The 23,114-nt window shown below is 49.2% G+C and carries 15 protein-coding genes; 7 read left to right on the plus strand and 8 right to left on the minus strand.

Features of this window, described 5'->3' with window-relative positions; genetic code table 11:
* Positions 1-96: 96 nt before the first annotated feature.
* Positions 97-582, minus strand: a complete 486-nt coding sequence (locus BMW93_RS11020) for a transposase (protein ID WP_310590236.1) — start codon at positions 580-582, stop codon at positions 97-99.
* A 160-nt stretch (positions 583-742) separates the two neighbouring features.
* On the opposite strand from BMW93_RS11020, the gene argH reads away from it, so the two are divergent.
* A complete protein-coding gene (gene argH / locus BMW93_RS11025; RefSeq protein ID WP_090375358.1) occupies positions 743-2,077 on the plus strand; it encodes an argininosuccinate lyase in 1,335 nt (444 codons plus the stop codon).
* A gap of 10 nt (positions 2,078-2,087) precedes the next feature.
* Positions 2,088-3,638 carry a VCBS repeat-containing protein gene (locus BMW93_RS11030; RefSeq protein WP_090375359.1) on the plus strand — a complete coding sequence of 517 codons (1,551 nt, stop codon included), beginning with the start codon at positions 2,088-2,090 and terminating at the stop codon, positions 3,636-3,638.
* A gap of 94 nt (positions 3,639-3,732) precedes the next feature.
* Here the strand turns inward: BMW93_RS11030 and BMW93_RS11035 are convergent, their stop codons facing one another.
* The 3 genes from BMW93_RS11035 to argB all read right to left on the minus strand — a co-directional run bounded on the left by BMW93_RS11035 (position 3,733) and on the right by argB (position 9,937).
* Positions 3,733-5,322 (minus strand): SusD/RagB family nutrient-binding outer membrane lipoprotein, encoded by a 1,590-nt coding sequence (locus tag BMW93_RS11035; RefSeq protein WP_310590237.1) that lies wholly within the window; start codon positions 5,320-5,322, stop codon positions 3,733-3,735.
* 19 nt (positions 5,323-5,341) lie between these two features.
* Positions 5,342-8,671 carry a SusC/RagA family TonB-linked outer membrane protein gene (locus BMW93_RS11040; RefSeq protein ID WP_177194066.1) on the minus strand — a complete coding sequence of 1,110 codons (3,330 nt, stop codon included), beginning with the start codon at positions 8,669-8,671 and terminating at the stop codon, positions 5,342-5,344.
* Positions 8,672-9,151: 480 nt separating this feature from the next.
* Positions 9,152-9,937 carry an acetylglutamate kinase gene (gene argB, locus BMW93_RS11045; RefSeq protein ID WP_090375365.1) on the minus strand — a complete coding sequence of 262 codons (786 nt, stop codon included), beginning with the start codon at positions 9,935-9,937 and terminating at the stop codon, positions 9,152-9,154.
* 196 nt (positions 9,938-10,133) lie between these two features.
* Between argB and BMW93_RS11050 the strand changes: the two genes are divergently transcribed.
* The 4 genes from BMW93_RS11050 (at position 10,134) to BMW93_RS11065 (ending at position 15,861) form a co-directional block, all read left to right on the plus strand.
* Complete coding sequence (locus BMW93_RS11050; protein ID WP_090375367.1) at positions 10,134-12,251, plus strand: protein-disulfide reductase DsbD; 2,118 nt, start codon at positions 10,134-10,136, stop codon at positions 12,249-12,251.
* 83 nt (positions 12,252-12,334) lie between these two features.
* Positions 12,335-14,818, plus strand: a complete 2,484-nt coding sequence (locus tag BMW93_RS11055) for a glutaminase family protein (RefSeq protein ID WP_090375369.1) — start codon at positions 12,335-12,337, stop codon at positions 14,816-14,818.
* 277 nt (positions 14,819-15,095) lie between these two features.
* Positions 15,096-15,494: a hypothetical protein gene (locus BMW93_RS11060; protein ID WP_143061639.1), complete on the plus strand. Its 399-nt coding sequence runs from the start codon at positions 15,096-15,098 to the stop codon at positions 15,492-15,494.
* Positions 15,495-15,501: 7 nt separating this feature from the next.
* Positions 15,502-15,861: a helix-turn-helix transcriptional regulator gene (locus BMW93_RS11065; protein WP_090375373.1), complete on the plus strand. Its 360-nt coding sequence runs from the start codon at positions 15,502-15,504 to the stop codon at positions 15,859-15,861.
* 119 nt (positions 15,862-15,980) lie between these two features.
* Here the strand turns inward: BMW93_RS11065 and BMW93_RS11070 are convergent, their stop codons facing one another.
* Entirely contained in the window at positions 15,981-16,640 is a 660-nt protein-coding gene (locus BMW93_RS11070) for a DUF2625 family protein (protein WP_218147686.1), read from the minus strand.
* A gap of 524 nt (positions 16,641-17,164) precedes the next feature.
* Here BMW93_RS11070 and BMW93_RS11075 point away from each other — a divergent pair.
* The gene (locus BMW93_RS11075; protein WP_090375375.1) at positions 17,165-17,407 is read left to right on the plus strand and encodes a hypothetical protein; all 243 of its coding nucleotides are present in this window, start codon (positions 17,165-17,167) and stop codon (positions 17,405-17,407) included.
* Positions 17,408-17,490: 83 nt separating this feature from the next.
* Here BMW93_RS11075 and BMW93_RS11080 read toward each other — a convergent pair whose 3' ends face one another.
* From BMW93_RS11080 to BMW93_RS11090, 3 genes are all read right to left on the minus strand, one after another.
* Entirely contained in the window at positions 17,491-20,613 is a 3,123-nt protein-coding gene (locus tag BMW93_RS11080) for an efflux RND transporter permease subunit (protein WP_090375377.1), read from the minus strand.
* Positions 20,614-20,638: 25 nt separating this feature from the next.
* Positions 20,639-21,691 carry an efflux RND transporter periplasmic adaptor subunit gene (locus BMW93_RS11085; protein WP_090375379.1) on the minus strand — a complete coding sequence of 351 codons (1,053 nt, stop codon included), beginning with the start codon at positions 21,689-21,691 and terminating at the stop codon, positions 20,639-20,641.
* A 90-nt stretch (positions 21,692-21,781) separates the two neighbouring features.
* Positions 21,782-23,113: a TolC family protein gene (locus tag BMW93_RS11090; protein WP_090375381.1), complete on the minus strand. Its 1,332-nt coding sequence runs from the start codon at positions 23,111-23,113 to the stop codon at positions 21,782-21,784.
* Position 23,114: the final 1 nt, after the last annotated feature.

The raw sequence follows: 23,114 nt of genomic DNA on the forward strand, positions 1-23,114 counted from the left end.
CTTGGCTGCGCTTGCCTCATGAGGCTAAAAAACTCTCAGCACAATCCATCCTTTGCCGCCGACTTCAGTCGACGGAACAAGGATAATAGGGATAGGTTAGTTTTTGTTTGAATTGGTCCAGCCATATTTCAGCATGAATCTGTTGATCTCTGTTTCAAAGGTTTTGCCTTTGTGGTGTTCTTCTTGCCTGAGTATGTAGCCGCGAACGCGCGTTACATGCTTTTCACTGACACTTACAGCCCAATAGTCGTCCTGCCAGACAAACTTTGTTTTCGTCAGCTTGTTCTTGTTGATCCAGTAAGCTGATTCTCCCTTAATAATCTTCATCACATCCGCGAGTGTCTGGCCACGCGCGAGGCATATGAGGCAATGTGCGTGATCGTGATACCCGTTTACGACATCCAGCTCAATCCCCTTCGACATTGCATACGTTTTGATATGCATAAATACCCCCATGCGAATCTCGTCCCGCAATACAGGGGCCCGATATTTCGTAGCGAAAACACCATGAATCCAAATTCGAGTCCAGCTCATACCGATAAGATTTAAACGCGTCCAACAATAAACCACTGGCGGTTTCATTGATACGCTAAATCCCGAACTTGGTCACACATTAAAATCTTCCCAACACAAAAAAATCAACTGCCGTCGACTTCAGTCGGCGAAAAAAGGGTTAGGAATGAGCTAATGATGTTAAATTTGTGATGAAATTTTTAGATTTTAAATTTACCATTCCTGCATTTTGAAACTCTGGCAAAAGGAAAATACTGTCACTTCTGAAAAAATAGAACGCTTTACGGTTGGGCGTGACCGTGAGATGGACCTGCATCTGGCCGAATTCGACGTGCTGGGTAATATCGCCCATGCTACAATGCTCGAAACGATCGGCCTGCTGACGGCCGACGATCTCGCCGCATTGAAAGCCGAGCTCAAAGTCATTCATCAGCAAATCCAGAACGGCGAATTCGTCATCGAGGAAGGCATTGAGGATGTACATTCGCAAGTGGAGCTGCTGCTAACGCGCAAACTCGGCGATACCGGCAAAAAAATCCATTCAGGGCGCTCGCGTAACGATCAGGTGCTCGTGGATATGAAGCTGTACACACGTGCGCGGCTTTTCGAGGTGGTTCAGGCTACCGAAAAGGTTTTCGATGTGCTGACACGCAAATCGGAAGAGCACAAAACCGACCTGCTTCCCGGATACACCCATTTGCAGATCGCCATGCCGTCGTCGTTCGGGCTGTGGTTTGGCGCCTACGCCGAAGGTCTTATCGACGATATTATCCAACTCAACGCCGCCTACCGCCTTGCCAACCGCAACCCGCTGGGCTCCGGCGCGGGATACGGCTCGTCGTTCCCCCTGAACCGTCAGCTTACCACCGAACTGCTGGGCTTCGAAGGAATGCACCACAACGTCGTGTACGCGCAGATGAGCCGCGGGCGGACGGAACAGGCAGCATTGAGCGCCATTGCGTCGCTCGCCGCCACGGTTTCAAGGCTTGCGATGGACGTATGCCTTTACAATAGCCAGAACTTCGGTTTCATCGTACTGCCCGACGACCTCACGACAGGCAGCAGCATTATGCCGCACAAAAAGAACCCGGACGTGGCCGAGCTCCTGCGCGCGAAAACCAACCGTATGAAAGCATTGCCGATGGAGGTAACGATGGTGCTCAGCAACCTGCCGTCGGGCTACCACCGCGATATGCAGCTGTTGAAAGAAATCCTGATGCCCGCATTCGACGAAATCCTCGACTGCCTCGACATCGCCGCATTCATGCTCGAACATCTGAAAGTGAAGCAAAACCTGCTCGACGATCCGAAATACGATCTGCTGTTCAGCGTAGAGCGCGTGAACGAGCTCGTGATCGCCGGCGTGCCGTTCCGTGATGCATATAAGCAGGTTGGGGCTGAGATTGGAGATGGCACCTATACCGCACCTCGCGAGTTGAAACATAGCCACGAGGGGAGCATTGGTAATTTGCAGACGGATGCTATTCGTGCGAGAATGGAGCAGGAAATAGGTGCATTTGGCTATGACCAGGTTCTTGCCACGCTTGACAACCTGATCCGTTAAGCGATCCACAATGATACTTTTCAAAAAAGCCCTGCTTATTGCTGTGCCTATCGGAATGGCAGGGCTTGCGCTTTCCTTTCAAAGTATAATACCAGAAACATACGGACACCAGCCGTTGGCAGACTCCATTCAGGAAGGCAAAAAACTGGCAATGGACTATTGCCAGCGTTGCCACCTGTTCCCCGAACCCTCATTACTGGACAAACAGACCTGGGTAGCCAGCGTGCTACCTAATATGGGATTACGCCTGGGCATCAGGGTCAACGGACAAGATCCCTATGCCGACCTGATCCCGGAAGAAAAGCGTGTTATGCAGGAACTGAATGTATATCCGGAGACAAAACTCATTTCGGAAGCTGAGTGGAAAAAGATACTAGCCTACTACCGGGCGATGGCTCCTTCTCAGCCCCTGCCTCAGGAAACACCCCTGCCCGTTAAGGATTCTCTCCGTCTTTTCCATGTATCCGACTTGACTGTCGGGGATAAACAGGTGCCCAAAACCACCTTATTGAAATACGACCCGGCCTCGTCGCAACTCTTTATCGGCGACGATCAGAATGCTCTCTACGCATTCGGCAAAACCGGATTGAATGACACCTGGTGGATCGATTCCGCTCCGACTGACATTGATTTTCCTAAAAACGCTCCACCACGCTTGCTTTCCATAGGCGTTTTCAAGCCTTCCGATCAGCGATCGGGGCGGCTGATGTCTTTGTCCAAAACCATGAACCCGGCGCTGGTCAATATCCAGAACCTGCCCCGCCCCGTACAATTTGCGGCCGGTGATCTGAATATGGATGGGAAAGACGATGCTTTAATCTGCGGTTTTGGTAATCACTCAGGCAAATTGTTCTGGCTGGACGATTTTCAACCAGAGAAAGAGCATGTCTTAAAAACGCTCCCCGGCGCGCGAAGAGCCGAAATACGGGACATGAATGGCGATATGAAGCCAGATGTGGTCGCGCTTATGGCGCAGGCCTGGGAGCAAGTATCGGTGTTCTATAATCGGGGCGACGGCCAGTTCAAAGAAAAGGTGTTGCTTCAATTCCCTCCTTCCTATGGCATGAGCTATTTTGAAATGCTGGATTTTAATAAGGACGGCTTTCAGGACATTTTACTTACCAATGGCGACAACTGGGACCTGTCTCCGGTTAACAAGAACTATCACGGCATAAGATTGTACCTGAATGACGGGAAAGACAATTTCAAACTCGTCTGGTTCTACCCGCTTTACGGTGCCAGCAAGGCCGTCGCCCGAGATTTTGATCTCGACGGTGACATTGATATCGCCGCCACAGCATTCTACACGGATCTCGCCAACCCTGCGCACAGCTTCATCTATTTATCCAATGAAGGAAAAATGAATTTCGAAGCCTTCGCCACCCCTATGGCGGCGGCCGGCAAATGGCTGACCATGGAGGCAGGTGACTTTGACCAGGACGGCGACACCGACATTGTATTGGGCTCCTACTTTCATACAATAGGCGAAATGACCAAAATGATCTCTCGGGGACAATTGATATTCCCGCAATTACTCGTACTCACGAACAGGCGCAGATAATCTTGTCCGAAAGTATGAGGCAAAAAAAGCGGCAGATCAAATGACCTGCCGCTTTTCGAATATTAACTAAATCTATTGTCAAGAATTCAATCGACTATTTTACATCCCAGAAGAGCTTGGTAGTGAGTTTATCGTTCTCACGAACCGCTGCGTAGTTGAGCGGGTTGTAAGTGATCTCGTTGCCCGGGTAGTTCAATCTTACCGGAGGCAAAGTCTGGTTGTTGTTATTGTCAACCCAGAAAGTAAGGCCCGGCAAGTTCAAACGACGGATATCTGCCCAGTTTTCGTATGGCTGCACCAGGTTGTAGTGTACCCATTTCTGAGCCGCGATCAATTCCAGTTTCTGGGCAGCAGTAGTCGCTTTCGCCCAGCTCACGCCGTTTCCGGCGATGTAGGCAGTAGCCTCGGCAGTAGTTACGTTGGCTGGCTTGGTTCCCTGGGCCGCGTTGCTCACGTTGGCGATGCGATTGTAGAAATCCATTGATTGACCGATCGCAGTTTCGTAAGCAGTTTTTGCAGATGCATCATTACCAGATCTCAGATAATATTCAGCTTTAATCAGGTTCACCTCAGGTGCATTGATAATGATACCTGGGAAGAACTGGTTGTAGTTGGTTACATAGCGGTTGTAGATCGCAACCCGTCCCGCATTGGCGAGCTCGGTTTGTACCTGAGCTGTTGCAGTTGGATCGATACCGATATACTGGCCATTGGCATTAGCTCCCGGCTCGAACAATATGCGTAGCCGTGGATCGGCGTTCGTGCTGAGGAAATCGATCAGTTTCTTGCCAGCCGTGTTACCAAACCAAGTACCAGGACCCAGACCTTCCTGGAAGCCTTTCGAGTTGATACCGCTGTTGAGATCGAATACGTTGATCTGGATGTTCTGATCATTGGTCTCAACAATCGGGAAAGTAGTTGCATTGCCCAGTATTTCTGCGATTTCCGAGTTGGAGCGCGACTGGAATGCCGCTACGTCCGAAACACGGTTCAGCATACGTAAACGCAGGGAGTTGCAGTAACGTTTCCATGCGGTGAGGTCGCCTTTGTTTACAAAATCCTGTGTCTTGAACGACTGTTGGTAGCCCGCATTGATGGTCGTTGCATTAAGCTCCGCAGAGATGCCTTTCAAATCGTCAAGCATCATCGTATAGAGTACCTGAGGATCATCGAACTTTGCATTGGATGAGTTGTAATCACCACCTTTTGTGCTCAGCAGGCCCGCTTCCGTGAATGGAATCGCACCGAAAACGTCGATCATTCTTTCTGTCTGATCGTAGAGATAAACCTTCGCTACGGTCATAAAGAACTTACGGTCGGCCTGGTCAGTTGCAGATTTGGAATTATAAACTTTTTCCAGTTCGCGGTATTGCGCCAGCAGGTTATAATAGTTGAACCAGATGTTCTCCACACCCGCCGAACCAGGAACATATTGTCCTGAACCATTCACCCAGCCAATCGCCTGGTTGTACTGGTTCAATGTAATGCGGAGCATTGTGAAATAATGCGTGTAACCCGGCAATACGTAGTCCTTGTTGGCTTGGAGAAACCCTGTGAACTGCTTCTCGATCGTCGTTTCGGAGATCTTCGAAGGATCAGGATATACGTCGCTGAAATCGGACTCCTTGCAGGACGCCGCTACCAGCATGAGCCCTGCCAAAATAACTGATGATATCTTTTTCATTTTCATAATCTGATTGAAATTAGAAGCTGGCTCTCAACATTACACCCGCAGTACGGAACGATGGGTTAGCACCAGCGTTTGAGATGTTTTCATACCATCTTGTAGAAGTGTTGGTCTGTTCGGCATCCAGGTCTTTGACGGTACGGTAAATGAAGAACAGGTTACGTCCGAATACAGAAATGGTCACGTTCGAAGCACCGATTTTGCTTCCGATGAAAGATGGCAGGCGGTATGCAAGCGAGATCTCACGCATTTTGATGTAGGTGTTTTTCTGCACATACAATTCATAACGTGCATTACCGTACTGTGGTCCACCCCAGTTGTAAGTAGCGTTATAATACACCGCTTGCGAAACAATGTTGGTATTAGCTTCGCCCGTTGGGGTAACACCGTCCATCAGCATCCCATCGTGGTACACAACCTGACCTGTTGGTCCTGTTGCCGCAGTGGTAGGGATTCCTTTACCATCCTTATCCAGGTAGTAGCTCAAACCGCCGTGCTCGGCATCCATGTTGTTCAAGCTTTCTTTTGTTAAACCACGAGAGGTCATCCAGTTGATACCCGTCGGCATAATAGAACCGCCAAAACGGAAGTCAGTGATCGCGTCAAGTGTAAAGCCTTTCCATGAGAAGCTGTTGATCAAACCACCGGTCAGTTTAGGCATTGCATTGCCTACTTTGATCCAGTTCGCTCCGTCAAGCTGATAAAGCCCGTTCGGACCTACAATACCCTGGCCTTTCTCGTTCCGAAGGATATCGTGAGCATAGATATCACCTATTGGCTGACCTACTACTGAACGAATCTGAGCCGCGTTACCATCGAGGTCGGAGTGAAGCAATTCGGTTGAGTTGTTAGCCAGTTTCTCCACCTTGTTCACGTTTTTCGCAAGGTTCAAAGTCAGATCCCAGTTGAACTCATTCAATGTTTTACCCTGGATCGGCGATACGTTGAATGCGAATTCCACACCCTGGTTTCTTAGCGTACCCACGTTCGCAAGAATCGAGCGGGCGCCCGTTGTAGCGGCGATGCTCAGAGGCAGAATCTGGTCAATAATCTGCGCATTATAGTATGCGATGTCGAGGCCGATACGGTTGTTGAAAAACTTAGTTTCCAAACCGAATTCGAATTCGCGTTTTCTCTCAGGGCGGATCTTATCATTACCATATCTCGAATCGAGGTAGGTGTACAATACCGGCTGGCCACCATTTTGCTGAACGTTCAATGTACCCTGCATATAGGCTACGTTCGCACTGTAAATCTCAGGATAGTTACCTACCTCACCCCACGATCCGCGCAATTTACCATAGCTAAAGAAAGCTGGCAGGTTAAATGCATCTGTGAATACGAACGACGCGTTCACCGAAGGATAAACGAATCCGTTGTTTCCGGGAGCAAGTGTAGAAGTTCGGTCTCTACGGACGGTACCTTCAATGAAGAACAGTCCTTTGTAGTCAAATTGCGCAGTTCCCAAAACGGCATCGCGGGTCCACCGGTCACGACTTCTTGTAACGCTCAAGTTATTCACAGAAGCCGATAGATCGAAGAAGTTCTCGGTACTCAATCCACCTTCGGTGCTGGTGCTGATTTTAGTATTCAGCTGCTTGTAAGCGTTATACCCGGCCATCAACGAGATAGATACATCGTCGGTCAGCTTTTTATTATAGGTCAACAAAGCTTCACCATATACGTTTCTGTACACGTTGTTAGCCATGCTGAAACCACCAGAATAGCCGAAAGCCAAAGGCTTTTCAGTAGAATTGTTATTTTCAAGACGCTCACCGGTAACGTCCGCTCCGATACGGCCACGGAGTTTCAGGTCGTCGGTAATCTGCCAGTGTTGCGTAATGCTGGCGATCACACGGTCACTCCACTCGTCGGAAGTATTTTTTCTGGTATTCCAAACGTAGTCCGCGATGTCGCTTTTAAAACCATTGTACCGGATATTCTCATTGGGGGTCAAGCTTGGGTTGCCTGACGCCTGTGTCACATACTTATATCCCTGGCTGGTTTGATACTTGTCAAAATACCAGTCTGCCGACTCGAAACGGTTCATCATACCGGTGAAGTTGTTGATCATACGGTCAACTTTGAACGGACGGTTGTGCGTTTTCTGGTTGATATAGTTGACCATCAAATCGGTTTTCAGCTTTTTATTCACATCGAAGCTCGCGTTCAGGTTAGCTATGTTTTTGCTGTTTTTTGCCCCGTAGCTGATCATGCCGTTGTCCTGACGGGTAAAAGAGAAGCGAACGTTTGAGTTTTCACCACCTTTCGACACGGAAAGGTTAATGTTGGAGCTGGTCGCATTCTGGAACAAATCCGCGTAGCTATTTCCTGAAGGAGAGTAAGGACGGATCTGGCCGTCGAAAGCCATTACTGGCTGGCCATCGAATTTGGGGCCGAAGTTTACAGTTGCGTTTAGCAAACCTCTTGTATCTCCTACGCCATCACCATTCGTGTCATAGGAAATAAATCCATTGGCATCCTGACCTGCATCCACATAGTTTTTCAAGTAACCAGGGCCTCTTACATCTTGGTAGCGTGGCAAATAGGCAATTTTATCGACACTGTAACTTGCATTGAAGTCAACGCCAAGGCCTTTCTTTCCTTTACCCGTTTTCGAAGTCACGAGGAGTACCCCGTTCACTGCTTCCGAGCCGTACAATGCAGCCGCAGAAGCACCTTTCAAGACTGTAATATTCTCAATATCAGCCGGGTTAAGATCGAGAAGACCGTTACCGCGGATACGCTGATCGCCCCAGTAATCACCGTTGCGTGCTTCACCGTTGCGGATAGGAATACCGTCCAACACGATCAATGGCTGTGTACTACCGGTAATAGAGTTAATACCGCGGATGTTGATACTTACCCCGGAAGTTGCACCACCAGGCGTTGCGTTGATCGTCACACCCGGAGCCTTTCCGTACAATGCAGTAGCGAAGTTGGGAGAAGCCGTTTTAATAAGTGCGTCACTTTTGATGGTCGTAGTCGCGTAACCAAGCGCGCGGGATTCCTTCGCAATACCCAATGCGGTTACGGTTACTTCCTGCAAGTTGGAGGCATCTTCCACCAAGGTCACGTTCAGCACATTGCTGTTGCTTATCGCGACCTCCTGCGTTTTGTACCCGATATAAGAAAACACGAGTGTGCCGTTGGCTGCTGCGTTAATGCTATATTTTCCATCCGCGTCGGAAGTCGTACCGGTAGTCGTACCCTTCACCAGTACAGACACGCCGGGCAGGGTTGCGCCGTCGGAGCTGCTGGTTACTTTTCCGGTGATCGTTTGCGCGAAAACCGGAGCGCTTATCGCCATCAACATGACAATAAGTCTTAGTAAATTTTTTGCCATAATTAAGCTAGATTTTTTGGTATTAAAATGGGTCCTGGTAATGTCTGAGAGAGTTAAGCGTAGATTTTCGATGTTGTCATAGAGGTTGTTAATGAATTTTAGATTTGTTTATACTGACGGTTTGATGCTGATGCTTCTCCGGACCAGCTTACGGCGTTTACGTGTTCACATTCCCTTAACAATTGAATGTCAAATATAAATATTTTATTAACAAACCTCCTAAGATTTATTAAAAAAAATTAATAATTACTCTCCAATTGAGATAGACTATTTGGTAAATAGCCCCATTCGGCCACTTTTATTTTTAAGTAACCGCGATTAATAAAATTAACTGAATGTAACTGAAAGGCAACTATCGTTCACAACAAAGCCAGTTTGCCACATTGACCTGACATAGCTGATCTTTACCGGACCTAAACAAATATTGACTAAGAGGGCAGAATCCGCAGCCCAACCTTAACGCTAACCCATATACGGCATTTACAACACAATCGCCGTCCCCGCCCCACCAACAACCGCATTCGCCAATTCATCCGCATGGCAAATCGTCACCTGCTTCACCCCCGAATTCAATGCAGCAAATGCATTATCGAGCTTAGGGATCATTCCTTTATTAATAGCGCCGGTGGATTTGTATTCTTCATAAGTGGTGGGAACAAGTTTGCTGATCACCGCATCGTCGTCGTCGGGGTCGGATAGCACGCCTTTTTTCTCGAAACAATAGATAAGGTTCACTTCAAATGCTTCCGACATCGCTACGGCTGTTGCGGAGGCCATCGTGTCGGCATTGGTATTGAGGAGCAGACCCTCGGCGCTGTATGTCAATGGGGCGATGATCGGCGTGAGGCCGCTGGACAGGATTGCGTTGATTTGATCGCCGTTTACAGCCTCGATGTCGCCCACAAATCCGTAGTCGATCGTTTTGACCGGGCGTTTGACCGAACGTATGATGCCGCCGTCAGCGCCGGTGAGGCCGATGGCATTACAGCCTGCGGCTTGCAGCTGCGCTACCAGGTTTTTGTTCACCAGCCCGCCGTAAACCATTGTTACCACGTCCAGCATCGGTTTGTCGGTAATGCGGCGGCCGTCGACCATCTGCGTTTCGATCTGCAACTTCGCGGCGATCTGCGTCGCTACCTTTCCCCCGCCGTGGACAAGGATTTTGGGGGCATCGAGTTGCGCAAAGGCTTTCAGAAAACGGGCACATGCTTCGGGATTGTCGATTACATTACCGCCGATTTTGACTACGTATAAGGCTTGGGACATGTTAATAACTGTTAACTTATCTGGATTTGAGCCGACAAAGGTAGCAGAATCACGAATCGGTGAAAAGGGAATTTCAATTGATGAATTTTTTTGTGAAAATTACGTTCGTTAAGAAAGCTCTATCAAAATTATAGATTGATTGTCCGAGCGTTCGTTCACAGCGAACCCTTCAAAGCCATTACCCCAAAACATCGACATGAAACGCGGTATCATACTCATTTTCAGCATTTGTCTTTTTGTAGCCGGCTACGCGCATGCGCAAGTCCAGAAAGCCAAAGCGCACTGGACCTATTCCTTTTCCAAGCCGGAAGTCAAAAAGGGCGAGACTGTCGACCTGATTTTTACCGCAACGATCGACAAGGACTGGTACATGTATTCCTCCGACTTCGACCCTGACCTGGGACCGATGCTGACCACATTTACCTTTGAAAAGAGCAACACCTTCGAGACCGTCGGTAAGCTGAAACCGCAGAACCCGAAAACGAAATTCGAGGAAGTATGGCAAGGAAATGTGCGTTATTTTGAAGGAAAAGGTGTTTTCAAACAAACTGTCAAAATCCTGGCCGACAATCCAGTCATCAAAGGAACTTCAGAATACCAGACTTGCAGCCACGTTTCCGGCCTCTGCATTCCGGGAGGGGAAGATTTTGAGTTTAAAGGCCTGAAAGTTGCCGCCGCTACCAATGCGAGCGAGCAACCCACCGTAGGAGCTATCACACCAGCCGACAAACCGGGTACGGCGCCTACCATCGAACCAACCGCGCCAACCACTTCCAGCGACACTGCGATAGCGGTTTCAGCAGGGGACATTCCCGCGGCAGCCGACACCTCCGCCGCTGCCGCAACCACGATCGAAGCAACACAAAAATCCGCTTCCGAACCTGCCACGAGCGGTTCGCTGCTGGGCTTTGCGTTTGCCGCATTCCTTTCCGGCCTGGTGGCATTGCTTACCCCCTGCGTTTTCCCCATCATTCCGATGACCGTGAGCTTTTTCACCAATCAGGAGAAAGGCAAATTCAAGGCATTTGTATATGGCATCTCCATTATCCTGATCTATACATTAATAGGTACCGTGGTTTCACGACTGAACGGACCGGCATTCGCGAACTTTCTCAGCACGCACTGGCTACCTAACCTGCTGTTTTTCGCGATTTTTATCACATTCGGTTTGTCCTTCCTCGGGCTTTTCGAAATCGTACTGCCGAGTGGTTTTGTCAATAAAATGGACCAGAAAGCCGATCAGGGTGGATATGCGGGTGTTTTCTTTATGGCATTCACATTGGTACTCGTTTCATTCTCCTGCACCGGCCCGATCGTCGGCAGCTTGCTGGTAGCGTCTGCGGGCGGTGAAGTCGTGAAGCCCATTGTAGGTATGGCCGCTTTTTCGGCGGCATTTGCGATACCATTTACTTCATTTGCACTGTTTCCGCAATGGTTGAAATCGCTGCCCAAATCCGGCGGCTGGCTCAATACCGTGAAAGTGGTGCTGGGATTCCTGGAACTGGCGCTTGCACTGAAATTTTTCAGCATTGCCGATCAGGTTTACCATTGGCATTTGCTCGACCGCGAAGTGTACCTGGCATTCTGGATCGTCATTTTTGCATTGTTGGGCTTCTACCTGCTCGGCAAGATCCGCACGCCGCATGATTCGCCCATTGAAAAAGTAAGCGTTCCGCGCCTGCTATTGGCCATTATCACTTTCACATTCGTCGTATATATGCTCCCAGGCATGTGGGGCGCGCCGCTCAAAGCATTGGCCGGTTACCTGCCTCCGCAATCCACACTGGACTTTGATTTAAATAAAAGAAGTGCTGTTACGGGAACGCCTTCCGCGATTTCCGGCGAGGCACGCAAGTATGCCGACCTCTTTCATTTACCCCACGAACTTGAAGGCTTTTTCGACTACCAGGAAGCATTGGCTTATGCCAAAAAGGTCAATAAACCGGTTTTCATCGATTTCACCGGTCACGGCTGCGTCAATTGCCGCGAAATGGAAGCCCGCGTGTGGGTCGATCCCGCGGTATTGCAACGCCTGAACAATGACTACGTGATCGTCGCATTGTACGTCGATGACAAAACCGAACTTCCCGAATCGCAGTGGTATACTTCCAAATATGACAACAAAGTGAAGAAAACCATCGGCGCGCAGAATGCCGACCTTCAAATCGTGAAGTATAACAACAACGCACAACCGCATTATTGCCTGGTGGATCATGAGGGTAACTTGCTCGTAGCGCCTAAAAATTACGATCTCGATCCTGCGAAGTTTGCTTCGTTTTTGGATAGCGGGAAGGCGGCTTTTGGGAAGAAGTAGGCGTCGGTTTGCGCTGTATAGAACTTATCCCCTATCATTACGGGATTTTTCTAAACACTGTTTCCAAAAAACCGACCGAAACTATGCTCAAACGCTGGCTAACCGCGCTGACGCTACTGACAACCTCAACGATTTTTGCCCAATCCATCCGGCCACCGGCTACTCCCCTCGTCACCATCGATCCCTACACCAGCGTATGGTCCTTCGGCGACCAGCTGGCAGGCTCCGTTACCAAGCACTGGACCGGCAAGCCACATCCGATGGACGGCCTCATCCGCGTCGACGGCAAGGCCTATCGCTTCATGGGTGCCGCCACGGCTGAGATGAAAACCATCCTGCCGACGGCCAAGCAGGAAGCTTACACCGCCAAATTCACCACTACGAAACCCGATCCGAAATGGTGGTTCAAAGACGGTTACAACATCAGCACCTGGAAACAAGGCCCCGCACCATTCGGGACGCACGAGCGGAACGACGCCATGCTCAAAGGAGGCACCGAATTTCCGCAGGAGCTCTGGTACCGGCGTGATTTCAACCTCACCAATGTCGATTTTGAAAAACCTGTCCTGAATATCTTTCATGACGACGATGTGCAGGTATTCATCAACGGCGTGCCTGCCTATGACTGCGCGCCTTGCTTTACGAGCGATTACGAGTTCAAGCCGATCAGTGCGGCGGCCGTGAAGGCGTTGAAAAAGGGTAAAAATACATTGGCTGCTTATGTTAAAAACGGTGCGGGACCTGGCTATATCGACATTGGCCTGGCCGATGAAATCGCCCCGAAAGGTGCGGAAGCCGTCGGGCTTGCAAAACAGACTGGCTTTGAAATGAAAGCTACCCAATCGGTTTACCGCTTCGATGCCGGTCCTGTGCAGCTAACGGTTCGTTTTGTTGCACCGCTGATCATGAGGGATTTAGTACTATTGTCGCGTCCCGTGAATTATGTAATATATGAAGTCAAATCCGCCGACGGCAAGCAACATGACGTGAGCATTCTCAATTCCGTATCCGGGCTTTGGGCTACCCACGACGCGAGCCAGTCCGTAACCGGGAAAGAAGCCAACCAGGATGGTTTGACCACATTAACGCTCGGGAATACCGTACAAAACCTGCTCGCCAAAAAAGGCGACGATGTCCGCATCGACTGGGGCCAGGCTTATCTCGCCGCTCCCCAAGGCACGGTGAAAGGTTCCGCGATTGGCCTTTCCACCGATATTATCAAAGAATTTGCTTCCAAAGGTTCGTTAAGCGTCGATCAGGCTGGTGCCGCTCCGGCGGATACCAAATCGATGGGTTTGATATTGAATGCGGGAAAAGTGGGAGCTGAAACCAAATCGCTACATGCATTACTTGCCTATGACGATGGCTATTCGGTGCAGTATTTTGGCCAGAACCTGCGTCCGTGGTGGAATAAGGATGGCAACAAAACCATCGCCGGCGAGCTGAAAAGCGCCGAGGCCGATTTCACCAAAATCCTGCAAACCTGCGACGACACCGACAAGGCGATTTACGACGACGCATTGACTGCGGGCGGCAAACAATACGCGGAACTCTGCGTGCTCTCCTATCGCCAGGCCATCGCAGCACACAAACTGGTAGCCGGTCCTGATGGCACGCCGCTGTTTTTCTCCAAAGAAAATTTCAGCAACGGCTCTATCGGAACGGTTGACATCACTTATCCATCGGCCCCATTGTTCCTGCTTTACAACCCTACCCTGCTCAAAGGCATGATGGACCCGATCTTCTATTATTCGGAGAGCGGCAAATGGACCAAGCCTTTCGCGGCGCATGACGTAGGCACCTACCCGCTCGCGAACGGGCAGACATACGGCGAGGACATGCCCGTGGAAGAATCCGGTAACATGCTCATTCTCACCTACGCCATCGCGAAAGCCGAAGGCAACACAGACTATGCCAAAAAACATTGGAAAACGCTCAGCGTTTGGGCCAACTACCTGAAAAAAGAAGGCTTCGACCCCGCCAACCAGCTCTGCACCGACGATTTCGCAGGTCATTTGGCACGGAATACCAACCTGTCGATCAAAGCTATCATGGGTCTGGCCGCCTACGCCAAACTTGCCGAGCAACTTGGCGATTCCAAGGAAGCCGCCGAAGTGAATGCATTAACCAAAGACTTCGCCCAGAAATGGACACAGATGGCCGCCGACGGCGATCACTACGCATTGACCTTTGATAAAAAGGGTACCTGGAGTCAGAAATACAACCTCGTTTGGGACAAGCTTCTGGGCTTGAATGTATTTCCCAAAACAGTAGCTCAGAAGGAAATCGCCTATTACCTCACCAAACAGCAACCTTTCGGCCTGCCACTCGACAGTCGCAAGACCTATTCTAAATCCGACTGGATCGTCTGGACGGCCACATTAGCCGAGAAGCCTGAGGACTTCCAGGCATTGATTCAACCCATTTACAAATATGCTAACGGCACTCCCGACCGCATTCCGCTTTCGGACTGGCATGAAACTACCAACGGGAAGTCGGTTGGCTTCCGCGCGCGGTCTGTGGTTGGGGGGTATTGGATGAAGGTGCTTGGGGAGCGGTGGAAGTAGGAAGCTTCGTTTAGTCATTGGGTCATTGGGTCAGGGGTTGTCAGGTTTGGCGGTTTCTGGCCCTTTTTTAATGGTTTTAAGTCAAATGAAGTGGCTGCTTATCCTTGTAAATTTAACGCTCGATGTTAAATCTGCAAGGATGATTTCCGTTGGTTCAGTAGAATCCATCGATGGCACATTGGTAGCCTGAAAAACAGTTAAATCATTCCTTAAAAGGTATTTATGCTGAAACAAGCCTCAATAGGGCTTGACAAATATTAAGTTATAACTTAACTTTATGTCAAAGTTCAGCATCCAGTTATCACGAAGAGTTTCACTAACCCGAATTAGGCTATTCAAGCTTGCAATCAACAACATTTGCCCGATAGACGAATTTGAAAAGGCAATGAGGCGTGATGCTGGGTTGAATATTGAAATTAATAAGATTTATTCCACGATTGAAGATTCGTGTAATCTCGTGCTGCTGCCCAAGACAGTTTTTCGACAGTTGAAACTGGAAAAACTTCCCTACCGACTGTATGAGGCCAAAAGTAAGCACTTACGATTTTACCTCATGAAGCTGGAAAAGACAGGTAGAGTGATTTTGATCGGCGGACGCAAGACCAATCAAAAAGCAGATCTCAAATACCTTGAATCCCTCGTAAAAGAAATTCATTCACAAGGCATATCAACATAAATTACTCATGACCGAACGCGAAGAACTTTTGAGAAGCTCAGAATATTGGCTTACAAAGGTACAGATTCAGGTTTTCAATCTGCTCAATACCTACATGGAAGAAAACAACCTGACTCAGAAGCAGGTCGCCGAGAAATTGAATGTTTCGCCATCCTATGTCTCTCAAATTCTGAATGGAAATTTCAACTTCACTGTTTCCAAGTTAATTGAATTGGCTTTGCTGGTCGGAAAGGCGCCTATCATTCACTACGAGACGATAGAGCAGATTATGAAGACTGAGGCAGCGCAGTGGAATGCAGAATTCAAATCGAAAAGTAAGAAAGCTTCAAAAATAGATAGGCCTGGCTCGAAGGTTTCTGTCCAATAGAACGAGCGATCTTAGCTCTACATTTGGCCTCGTTCATTTGGCAAGTCCGAGCTGTCTTCTAAGATCACTTACCAAAGCATAGTACTCTGAAATAGGAATTACTTTCCTCGAATTCTCCTCTATCTTCTTTCCTTCCTTCGTCCAGAGATAGGATAAAAACTGACCACACTATCACCAGACATTTTGGATACCTCATCCTTCCACGACTTCCAACGATAGCCGTCATAAAAGTTATCAAGGTCATTATTGAAACAAAATAACAGAAAGTCGGTGTAGCCCATATCTAACGGCTCGAAATCCAGTGTATCCGGCGCGAGATAATAAACTTTGCCAACGTCTTTTCCCAACGAACCATCATTCAAGACAAAAATCCCACCGATAGCGTCTTCGGCAATTACAAGTAAGGGTACATTCTTGTCAGAAGCTTTGAGCGGGCTAACTTTGGGCCAGCCCGGTAGAGAACGCATTAGCCGCTCGCTTCCGGAACCGAGAATGCGTATCCAGCCATTATCAACCAAAATTCCCCCACTCATATAGACGATGGCGCCCATTGGCGAGCGCGTCGTCACCTGAATATCATATAATGACTGTCTCGCTTTGAGGCTGTCGGCAGATAGGATTTCTACTCGATTGGTCGCTGCCTTGATCCAATCTAAAACGAACGGCCAACCCGGATCTTCGTTATTAATTAATTCTTCCACTGGTCGCAACTTCTGTTGCCCGAAAGTGCTCAATGCGATAAGGATTGATATGGACGTAAGATAAATCTTGATTTTCAAGTTGGCGTAGATTTGGGTTAACAAGCGCAGAAATTAACCAATTTTATGCTCATTCCTACCGTATGAAAATTGCAATCAAATGGTCGTTGCATTTTACCCAGCAGTTCTCCAATTTACTTCTTCCCTAAGACATTATTTATTACGAAGAATTTGCAAGGTATTGCCCTGCTATGGTGCGGGTGTGGCGAAAGCCCCCGAACGTAGTGACTGGCGTTAGGACACCTAATGCAGGGCATTCCCATTCATCCTAATTCATTATCATCACGCCACATGACTGTAAAAACCAGCTCTCCTCAGTAAGGTAAATGCGACGATCCTAACCGGAGGATAATCGCATTAACGCCTCCTTGTATTTCTCCCGGCACTTCCCCAACTTACGCCTTCCTTAAAAATTATCTATCATGAAAAAGCTTCAAGTTTTTGCCCTGCTATGGTGTGGGTGTTTCGAAAGTCCCCCGAACGCTGATAATGGCGTTAGGACACCTAATGCAGGGCATTTTCATTCATCCTAACTCATTATCATCATGTCAACTTCATCACACACCACCGAGTCCGAGGACTCGGTATGCCTCGCTTATGGCAGGCAAGTAAAAGAACTTTTGAACGTAGGCAGTCCTTCCGAAATGCTCGATCACCTTTGGGCGATTTACAGCGATTCGATGGCGTTCCAACAGGAGGCTGGCTATAACCCGCGGATTAGTGACACATTTATGACTTTCAGGGAGCTGGTGTTTTTCTTTCAGCGCATTGAAAGTGTGAGAGTGTAGAAACCGAAAATGCCCCGCTATCAACCGACAGCGGGGCATTTCATTTATCAAAGCTCATCGCAGAGCTATATTCAAAAGCATTATTAAGCCTCTAAAAGCACTTCCTCCTTCGCCTTCCGCTTCTTACGCTTCGTAAACCGCTCCTTGATCCTATCCACCACATAATAAGCACTAGGAACCAGAAACAGCGTCAACAACAAAGAGCTGGTCAAACCACCAATAATCACCCATGCCATACCATTCTTCACCTCTGCGCCATCACCAGAGGCGAGGGCGATAGGCAACATACCCGCTACCATTGCGATGGTGGTCATCAAAATCGGACGGAGACGTTCCTTACCGGCTTCGATGAGTGCTTCTTTCAATGCATACCCTTCTTCTTTGAGCTGATTAGCAAAGTCGACAATCAAAATCGCGTTTTTGGCTACCAAACCAAGGAGCATAATCATACCGACGATCGAAAAGATCGTTAAACTTTCCATCGTGAGCGCGAGGGCGGTGAGGGCACCGACCAATGCAACCGGGATCGAGAAGAGCACGACGAAGGGGTAAATGGTACTTTCGTAAAGCGCCACCATGATAAGGTAGATCAGCACGATACCAAGCAACAATGCTACGCCGAGGCTGCCGAATGCGTCGGCCTGGTTTTTCAGGTCACCCCGGTATTCGATGCTGATGCCTTCCGGCAGTTTCACTTTCGCCATTTTGGCCTGAATGTCGGCACCGATGGAACCCGACGGGCGGCCTACTACCTGCGAATTGATCGTGATCGACGACAGACGGTCGATGCGTTGCAGTACGCTTTCGCCCATGCCTTCGCGGATGGTGGCGAATTGCGAGAGTTCGAAGGTCTGGCCCTGGCTGTTCACGAAATTCAGGTGACGGATGTCGTCGGCTTTCGAGCGGTCGAATTGGTCTAAGTTGACCATAATATCGTACTCCTTACCATTCTGCTTGAACTTCGAACGGTCGTCGCCGCGGAATGCAGTTTGCAATGTGGCACCCACTTCGGCGGCATTGATGCCGAGTTGCGCCATTTTCTCGCGGTCGAGGGTCACGCCTACTTCCGGTTTCGGGTCGTCCACGGAGTAATCGACGTTGGAACTTCCGGGTACTGAAGTCACGATGTCTTTCACCTGTGCGGCGACTTTTCGGATCACGGCCATATCGGTCCCTTTTACGGCTACCTGGATCGGCGCCTGGTTAGCATTACCGGTGATCGAAGTCGGTGCGACGGTCACTTTCACGCCCGGGATTTGCAGGATTTCGTTCTGGATGCCCTGACCAAATTCTTCCGACGATACCGTACGCTCTTTTTTATCAACCAATTGAACAGTCAAATCGGCAATGTTGCTATTGGAAGTGGTTCCCAAGCCGGTACTGCTGTAACCGACATTGGTAAATACCTTGGTTACCTCCGGTTTTGCCAAAAGGATTTTCTCCACGCGCTGCGCTACCTGGTTGGTTTGGTATACCGAAGCAGTCGGGGCCAATTCGATGGACACGTTCAACTCGCCGCGGTCGCTTTGCTGCATAAATGCCGCTCCCACGAATCCACCCGGTACCAATGCGATGGAACCGATGATCAATGCAAACGAGAGCAGGAAAATATAGCGTTTGTGACCCAGTACCCAGGTCAGTATGCGACCGTACTCTTCTTTTACATTATCCAAAAACTTCTCGAAACCGAGGTTCAAACGACCCCAAAGGCTGTTTTTATCCAAAACTTCGACTTTACCGAAACGGGACGCGAGTAATGGGGTCAATGTAAATGATACCAACAAACTCATCAATGTCGAGAACACGACTACGAGCGAGAACTCGCGGAGAATGTTACCTATAAGGCCCTGCGTCAATGCGAGCGGCACGAACACCACGACGTCCACCAGGGTAATCGCCAATGCGGTGAAACCAATCTCGGCCCGACCATCCAATGCGGCCTGCCAGCGGCTTTTGCCCATTTCCATGTGGCGGTTGATGTTTTCCAACACCACAATCGAGTCATCGACGAGGATACCTACCACGAGCGAGAGCGCCATGAGCGTCATCAGGTTCAGGGAGAAGCCCATTACACTCATCAGAATGAAAGTCGGGATCATTGACGACGGCAACGCCACGAGGATAAACATCGAGCTGCGGAAGCTGTGGAGGAATAAAAGCATTACCACGGATACGATCAGTACCGCAAGGCCAAGGTCGAATACCACCGCATCCGCCGATGCCAATGTGTAAATCGATTGGTCGGAAGCAATGTTGAATTTCAAACCTTGTGCTTCATATTGCTTTTCAAGGCTCGTCAGCCGCTCGCGGGTGAGCTTGCTCACATCTACCGCGTTCGCGTCGGACTGTTTCTGGATTTGCAATGCAACCGATGGTCGTCCATTGATGTGGTTCACGGCCGTAGCATCGGCGACACCGTCGTAAACCTCGGCAATGTCTCTCAAAAAGATCTGTCCGCCATTCGAGGATTTACCTACAATCACATTTCTAAGGTTGGCAACAGTAGTTAGCTTAGCGTCGAAACGGATAGACAACTGGTCGTCCTGGGTTTTCACCTGGCCGGCCGGGTAAGAAGTATTCGCATTATTGATCGCAGCCGAAACCTGGCTGATCGATAAATGGTAGGCTTTCAATTTATCCTGACTGATATTCACCTGGATCTGGCGCTCGGTACCACCGATAATGGTCACCTGACCTACACCGGTCACGTTCGAAAGCTGCGGTTTCAGCTTGTCGTCGATCAAATCATACAGCTCGGAGGGCGAAAGGTTCGCGGTAACGCCCATTCTCAAAACCGGGATTTCGTCGGTCGAGAACTTGTTGATAACCGGACGGTCTGCATCATCCGGCAGCAGTGAAATCACTTGCTCCACCTTCCGTTGTGCTTCCTGCTGCGCCAAATCGACGCTTACGCCTTGTTTTAGCTGGATAATCACGGACGATACACCTTCTTGCGAAGTCGAGTTGATCTGGTCCAGCCCTTCAATGGCCGATACCGCGTCCTCGATATGCTTCGTCACGTTCGTTTCGACTTCATCCGCAGAAGCTCCGCGGTAAGTCGTCATGACGCTCACAACATTCGCCTCGAATTTAGGCAACAAGTTGTAAGACAACTGGTTATAACTGATCAAACCGAATAGTACCAGTACTACGAATACTACGGTTATGAAGAGCGGTCTTTTTACGGCTACTTCGGTAATTGACATAATTCTTTCAGTTTGCTGATGAAGACTATTTTGTAACGGTAACCGTGGCGCCTTCACTGAGGTTGATCTGTCCGGTCGTAACCACCGTCTCGCCCGATTTCAGGCCAGCCAACACTTCCACATTGTCGCCCACTTCGCGGCCCACCTCGATCTTGCGCTGCTTGGCCACGCCGCCTTCCACCACGTACACATACGGGTTACGCACGCTTTCCACCAGCGCGCTGCGCGGGATCAGGAGCGATTGCGCGCTGCTTTTTTGCTGGAACTCAACTGTCACGAACGTACCGGCCTTCAATTCGGTAGAGTTTTTCACCACGATTTCAACCGGGTAGTTATGCGACTCGTCGCCTTGCGGAGCGATGTAGGAAATCAGGCCGTCGATCTTTTTACCAGGGAAAATACTGGTACTCACCTGCACGTGCTGACCTTCTTTGAGCTTGTAAACATCATTTTCGTTAATCATCACCTGCACTTTCAGGCGCGACACGTCCAGGATCGTTCCCAGCGAAGTACCAACATTAACAAATTCTCCGGGTTCGATATTCTTCTTCACAATGCGGCCGCTGATCGGCGCCTGAATGGACGCGTCGCTGATCTGTTGTTTGATCTGCTCGGCCTGGTTCAATGCATTGTCGTAGTTGTATTTGGTATCATTCACCTGAACTTCGGTGGCTGCATTACCTGCCAACAGTTTGGAATAACGGTCGGTATCCTTTTTCAGTTTATTGATATTCAACTCAGTAGCTTCCAGGGACAGTTCTTTTAATTTACTATCCACCTTCACGATCGTCGCGCCCTGCGCTACGTGCGAACCAAGCTCGTATTTGACGGCCAATACCTTACCAGCGGCAGTAGCCATAATTTCGGCTTCTTTAAAGGGGATAAGACTACCCGTGCGGATCAGCTGCTGGTCTGCGCTGCCCTCTTTCACGGCAATGGCCGTTACCGGAATAGTCACATTTTTATTCTCGGGCATTTTCTTCTTCTCGTCGATTTTCGCCTTGTTGGCAACAAGCCGAACGCCGATCAAAACGCCTATAATGACGATGGAACCGATGATGATAAGTTTTCGCTTCATAATTTTGAATGAGTGAATGACTGAATGAGTGAATAAGCTGCTGTGAAACAGTGGATAATGCAGTTCAAACAGCTTTGTTGATGAAGTGTATTATGGTAATGCTGTGAAGAAATCGTTCAGGCTTCCTGTTGATTGTTCCAATCCTAATTTCGCCTGGTAATAGCTCAGCATCGAGTTGATATAGTTGCTTTGCGACTCTTTGTAGGAAGTTTCTGCATTGAGCAAATCGGTCAACGGCACGGTGCCTTCCCTGTATTGGAGTGTGGTGACGTCGTAAACTTCCTTTGCGAGGGCTACGTTATTTTCGTCGCTTGCCAGGCTGGATTTCGCTTTTTGAAGCTGTGTTAATGCGTTGCTGTTTTGCAATTCGTAATTCTGCACATTGAGTTTCAATTGCTCCTTCTGCGTCATCAGGTTCAGATCGGCCTGTTTGTACTGCGCGTCGCGGCGGAAGCTGTCGAAAATCGGGATATTCAGTTTCAGACCGATAGCGCCGTAGCTGAACCAATTACCCCACGAAGTACCAAGGTCGTTACCGAGCGCCTGCACGCCATAGCGGCCGTAAACCGATACTTTGGGCAGATAACCGGCCTTAATGCGCGCCTTTTCGAGTTGTTGCAGCTCCATATTCAGGTTTTGTATTTTAAAATCGGTGAGGTTCGAAGCATCGAATGCGCCCGGCTCCACGATTTTGAAAGGTTGATCGAGCGGGTTGTCTGCCAATACGAGTTGCTCGGTGAGCGGCATACCCATCTGGAATTTCAGCTGGTTTTCAGAAAGGGTAAGATTGCTTTCCGCCAATGTCAGCTGGGACTTGATATTGTTCAAATTCACCTGCGTGCGGTCGTAATCCACTTTTTTGATCACACCGTTGTCGAGTTGCAGTTTCAAAGTGCTCAGGATCTGGCTGGTTTTGTCCAGGTTATCCTTCAAAAGCGCGATCTGCTGCGAGGTCACAAATACCTGATAATAGGCGTTCGCCACATTGTATATGATCGTCTCCTTTGTTTTCTTCGCATTTAATGCGGCATTTTGCTGGTTAGGCTTATTGGCTTTGATACCGATCAGCATTGCCTGGTCGAACACCACCTGGTCCACCTGCGCCGATGCATTACTCTGGTATTTGGTACCCAATGCCACGCGGCGGTCTTCCCCGCCAAACAGCGCACCCGGCAAAACGGTCGATTGCAGTTTCAGGTTGTCGTCGAGCGACCCCGTACCCGCCACTTGCGGCAGATAACCCGCCAGCGCCTCTCGTCCCTGCTGCACCGCCGTACTTTCCTTATACTGAGCTATTTTGACATTCCCGTTATTCTTGATCCCGTAGGCAATGCAATCTTTCAGCGTTAGGCTCGTCTGAGCCCAGCCCTGCCCCACCGAGGCGGCCGCTATCACGATTGCTGCGATCCATTTACTTTTCATT

The organism is Dyadobacter sp. SG02 (assembly GCF_900109045.1).
Lineage (GTDB): Bacteria > Bacteroidota > Bacteroidia > Cytophagales > Spirosomataceae > Dyadobacter.

What these genes read in the sequence shown, in the direction of transcription:
- BMW93_RS11050 (WP_090375367.1), top strand. Translation starts at nt 10,134, where the DNA reads ATGAAACGCGGTATCATACTCATTTTCAGCATTTGTCTTTTTGTAGCC.
- BMW93_RS11035 (WP_310590237.1), bottom strand. Translation starts at nt 5,322, where the DNA reads ATGAAAAAGATATCATCAGTTATTTTGGCAGGGCTCATGCTGGTAGCG.
- argB (WP_090375365.1), bottom strand. Translation starts at nt 9,937, where the DNA reads ATGTCCCAAGCCTTATACGTAGTCAAAATCGGCGGTAATGTAATCGAC.
- BMW93_RS11090 (WP_090375381.1), bottom strand. Translation starts at nt 23,113, where the DNA reads ATGAAAAGTAAATGGATCGCAGCAATCGTGATAGCGGCCGCCTCGGTG.
- BMW93_RS11080 (WP_090375377.1), bottom strand. Translation starts at nt 20,613, where the DNA reads ATGTCAATTACCGAAGTAGCCGTAAAAAGACCGCTCTTCATAACCGTA.
- BMW93_RS11075 (WP_090375375.1), top strand. Translation starts at nt 17,165, where the DNA reads ATGTCAACTTCATCACACACCACCGAGTCCGAGGACTCGGTATGCCTC.
- BMW93_RS11065 (WP_090375373.1), top strand. Translation starts at nt 15,502, where the DNA reads ATGACCGAACGCGAAGAACTTTTGAGAAGCTCAGAATATTGGCTTACA.
- BMW93_RS11085 (WP_090375379.1), bottom strand. Translation starts at nt 21,691, where the DNA reads ATGAAGCGAAAACTTATCATCATCGGTTCCATCGTCATTATAGGCGTT.
- BMW93_RS11055 (WP_090375369.1), top strand. Translation starts at nt 12,335, where the DNA reads ATGCTCAAACGCTGGCTAACCGCGCTGACGCTACTGACAACCTCAACG.
- BMW93_RS11030 (WP_090375359.1), top strand. Translation starts at nt 2,088, where the DNA reads ATGATACTTTTCAAAAAAGCCCTGCTTATTGCTGTGCCTATCGGAATG.
- BMW93_RS11040 (WP_177194066.1), bottom strand. Translation starts at nt 8,671, where the DNA reads ATGGCAAAAAATTTACTAAGACTTATTGTCATGTTGATGGCGATAAGC.
- BMW93_RS11020 (WP_310590236.1), bottom strand. Translation starts at nt 582, where the DNA reads ATGAAACCGCCAGTGGTTTATTGTTGGACGCGTTTAAATCTTATCGGT.
- BMW93_RS11060 (WP_143061639.1), top strand. Translation starts at nt 15,096, where the DNA reads ATGTCAAAGTTCAGCATCCAGTTATCACGAAGAGTTTCACTAACCCGA.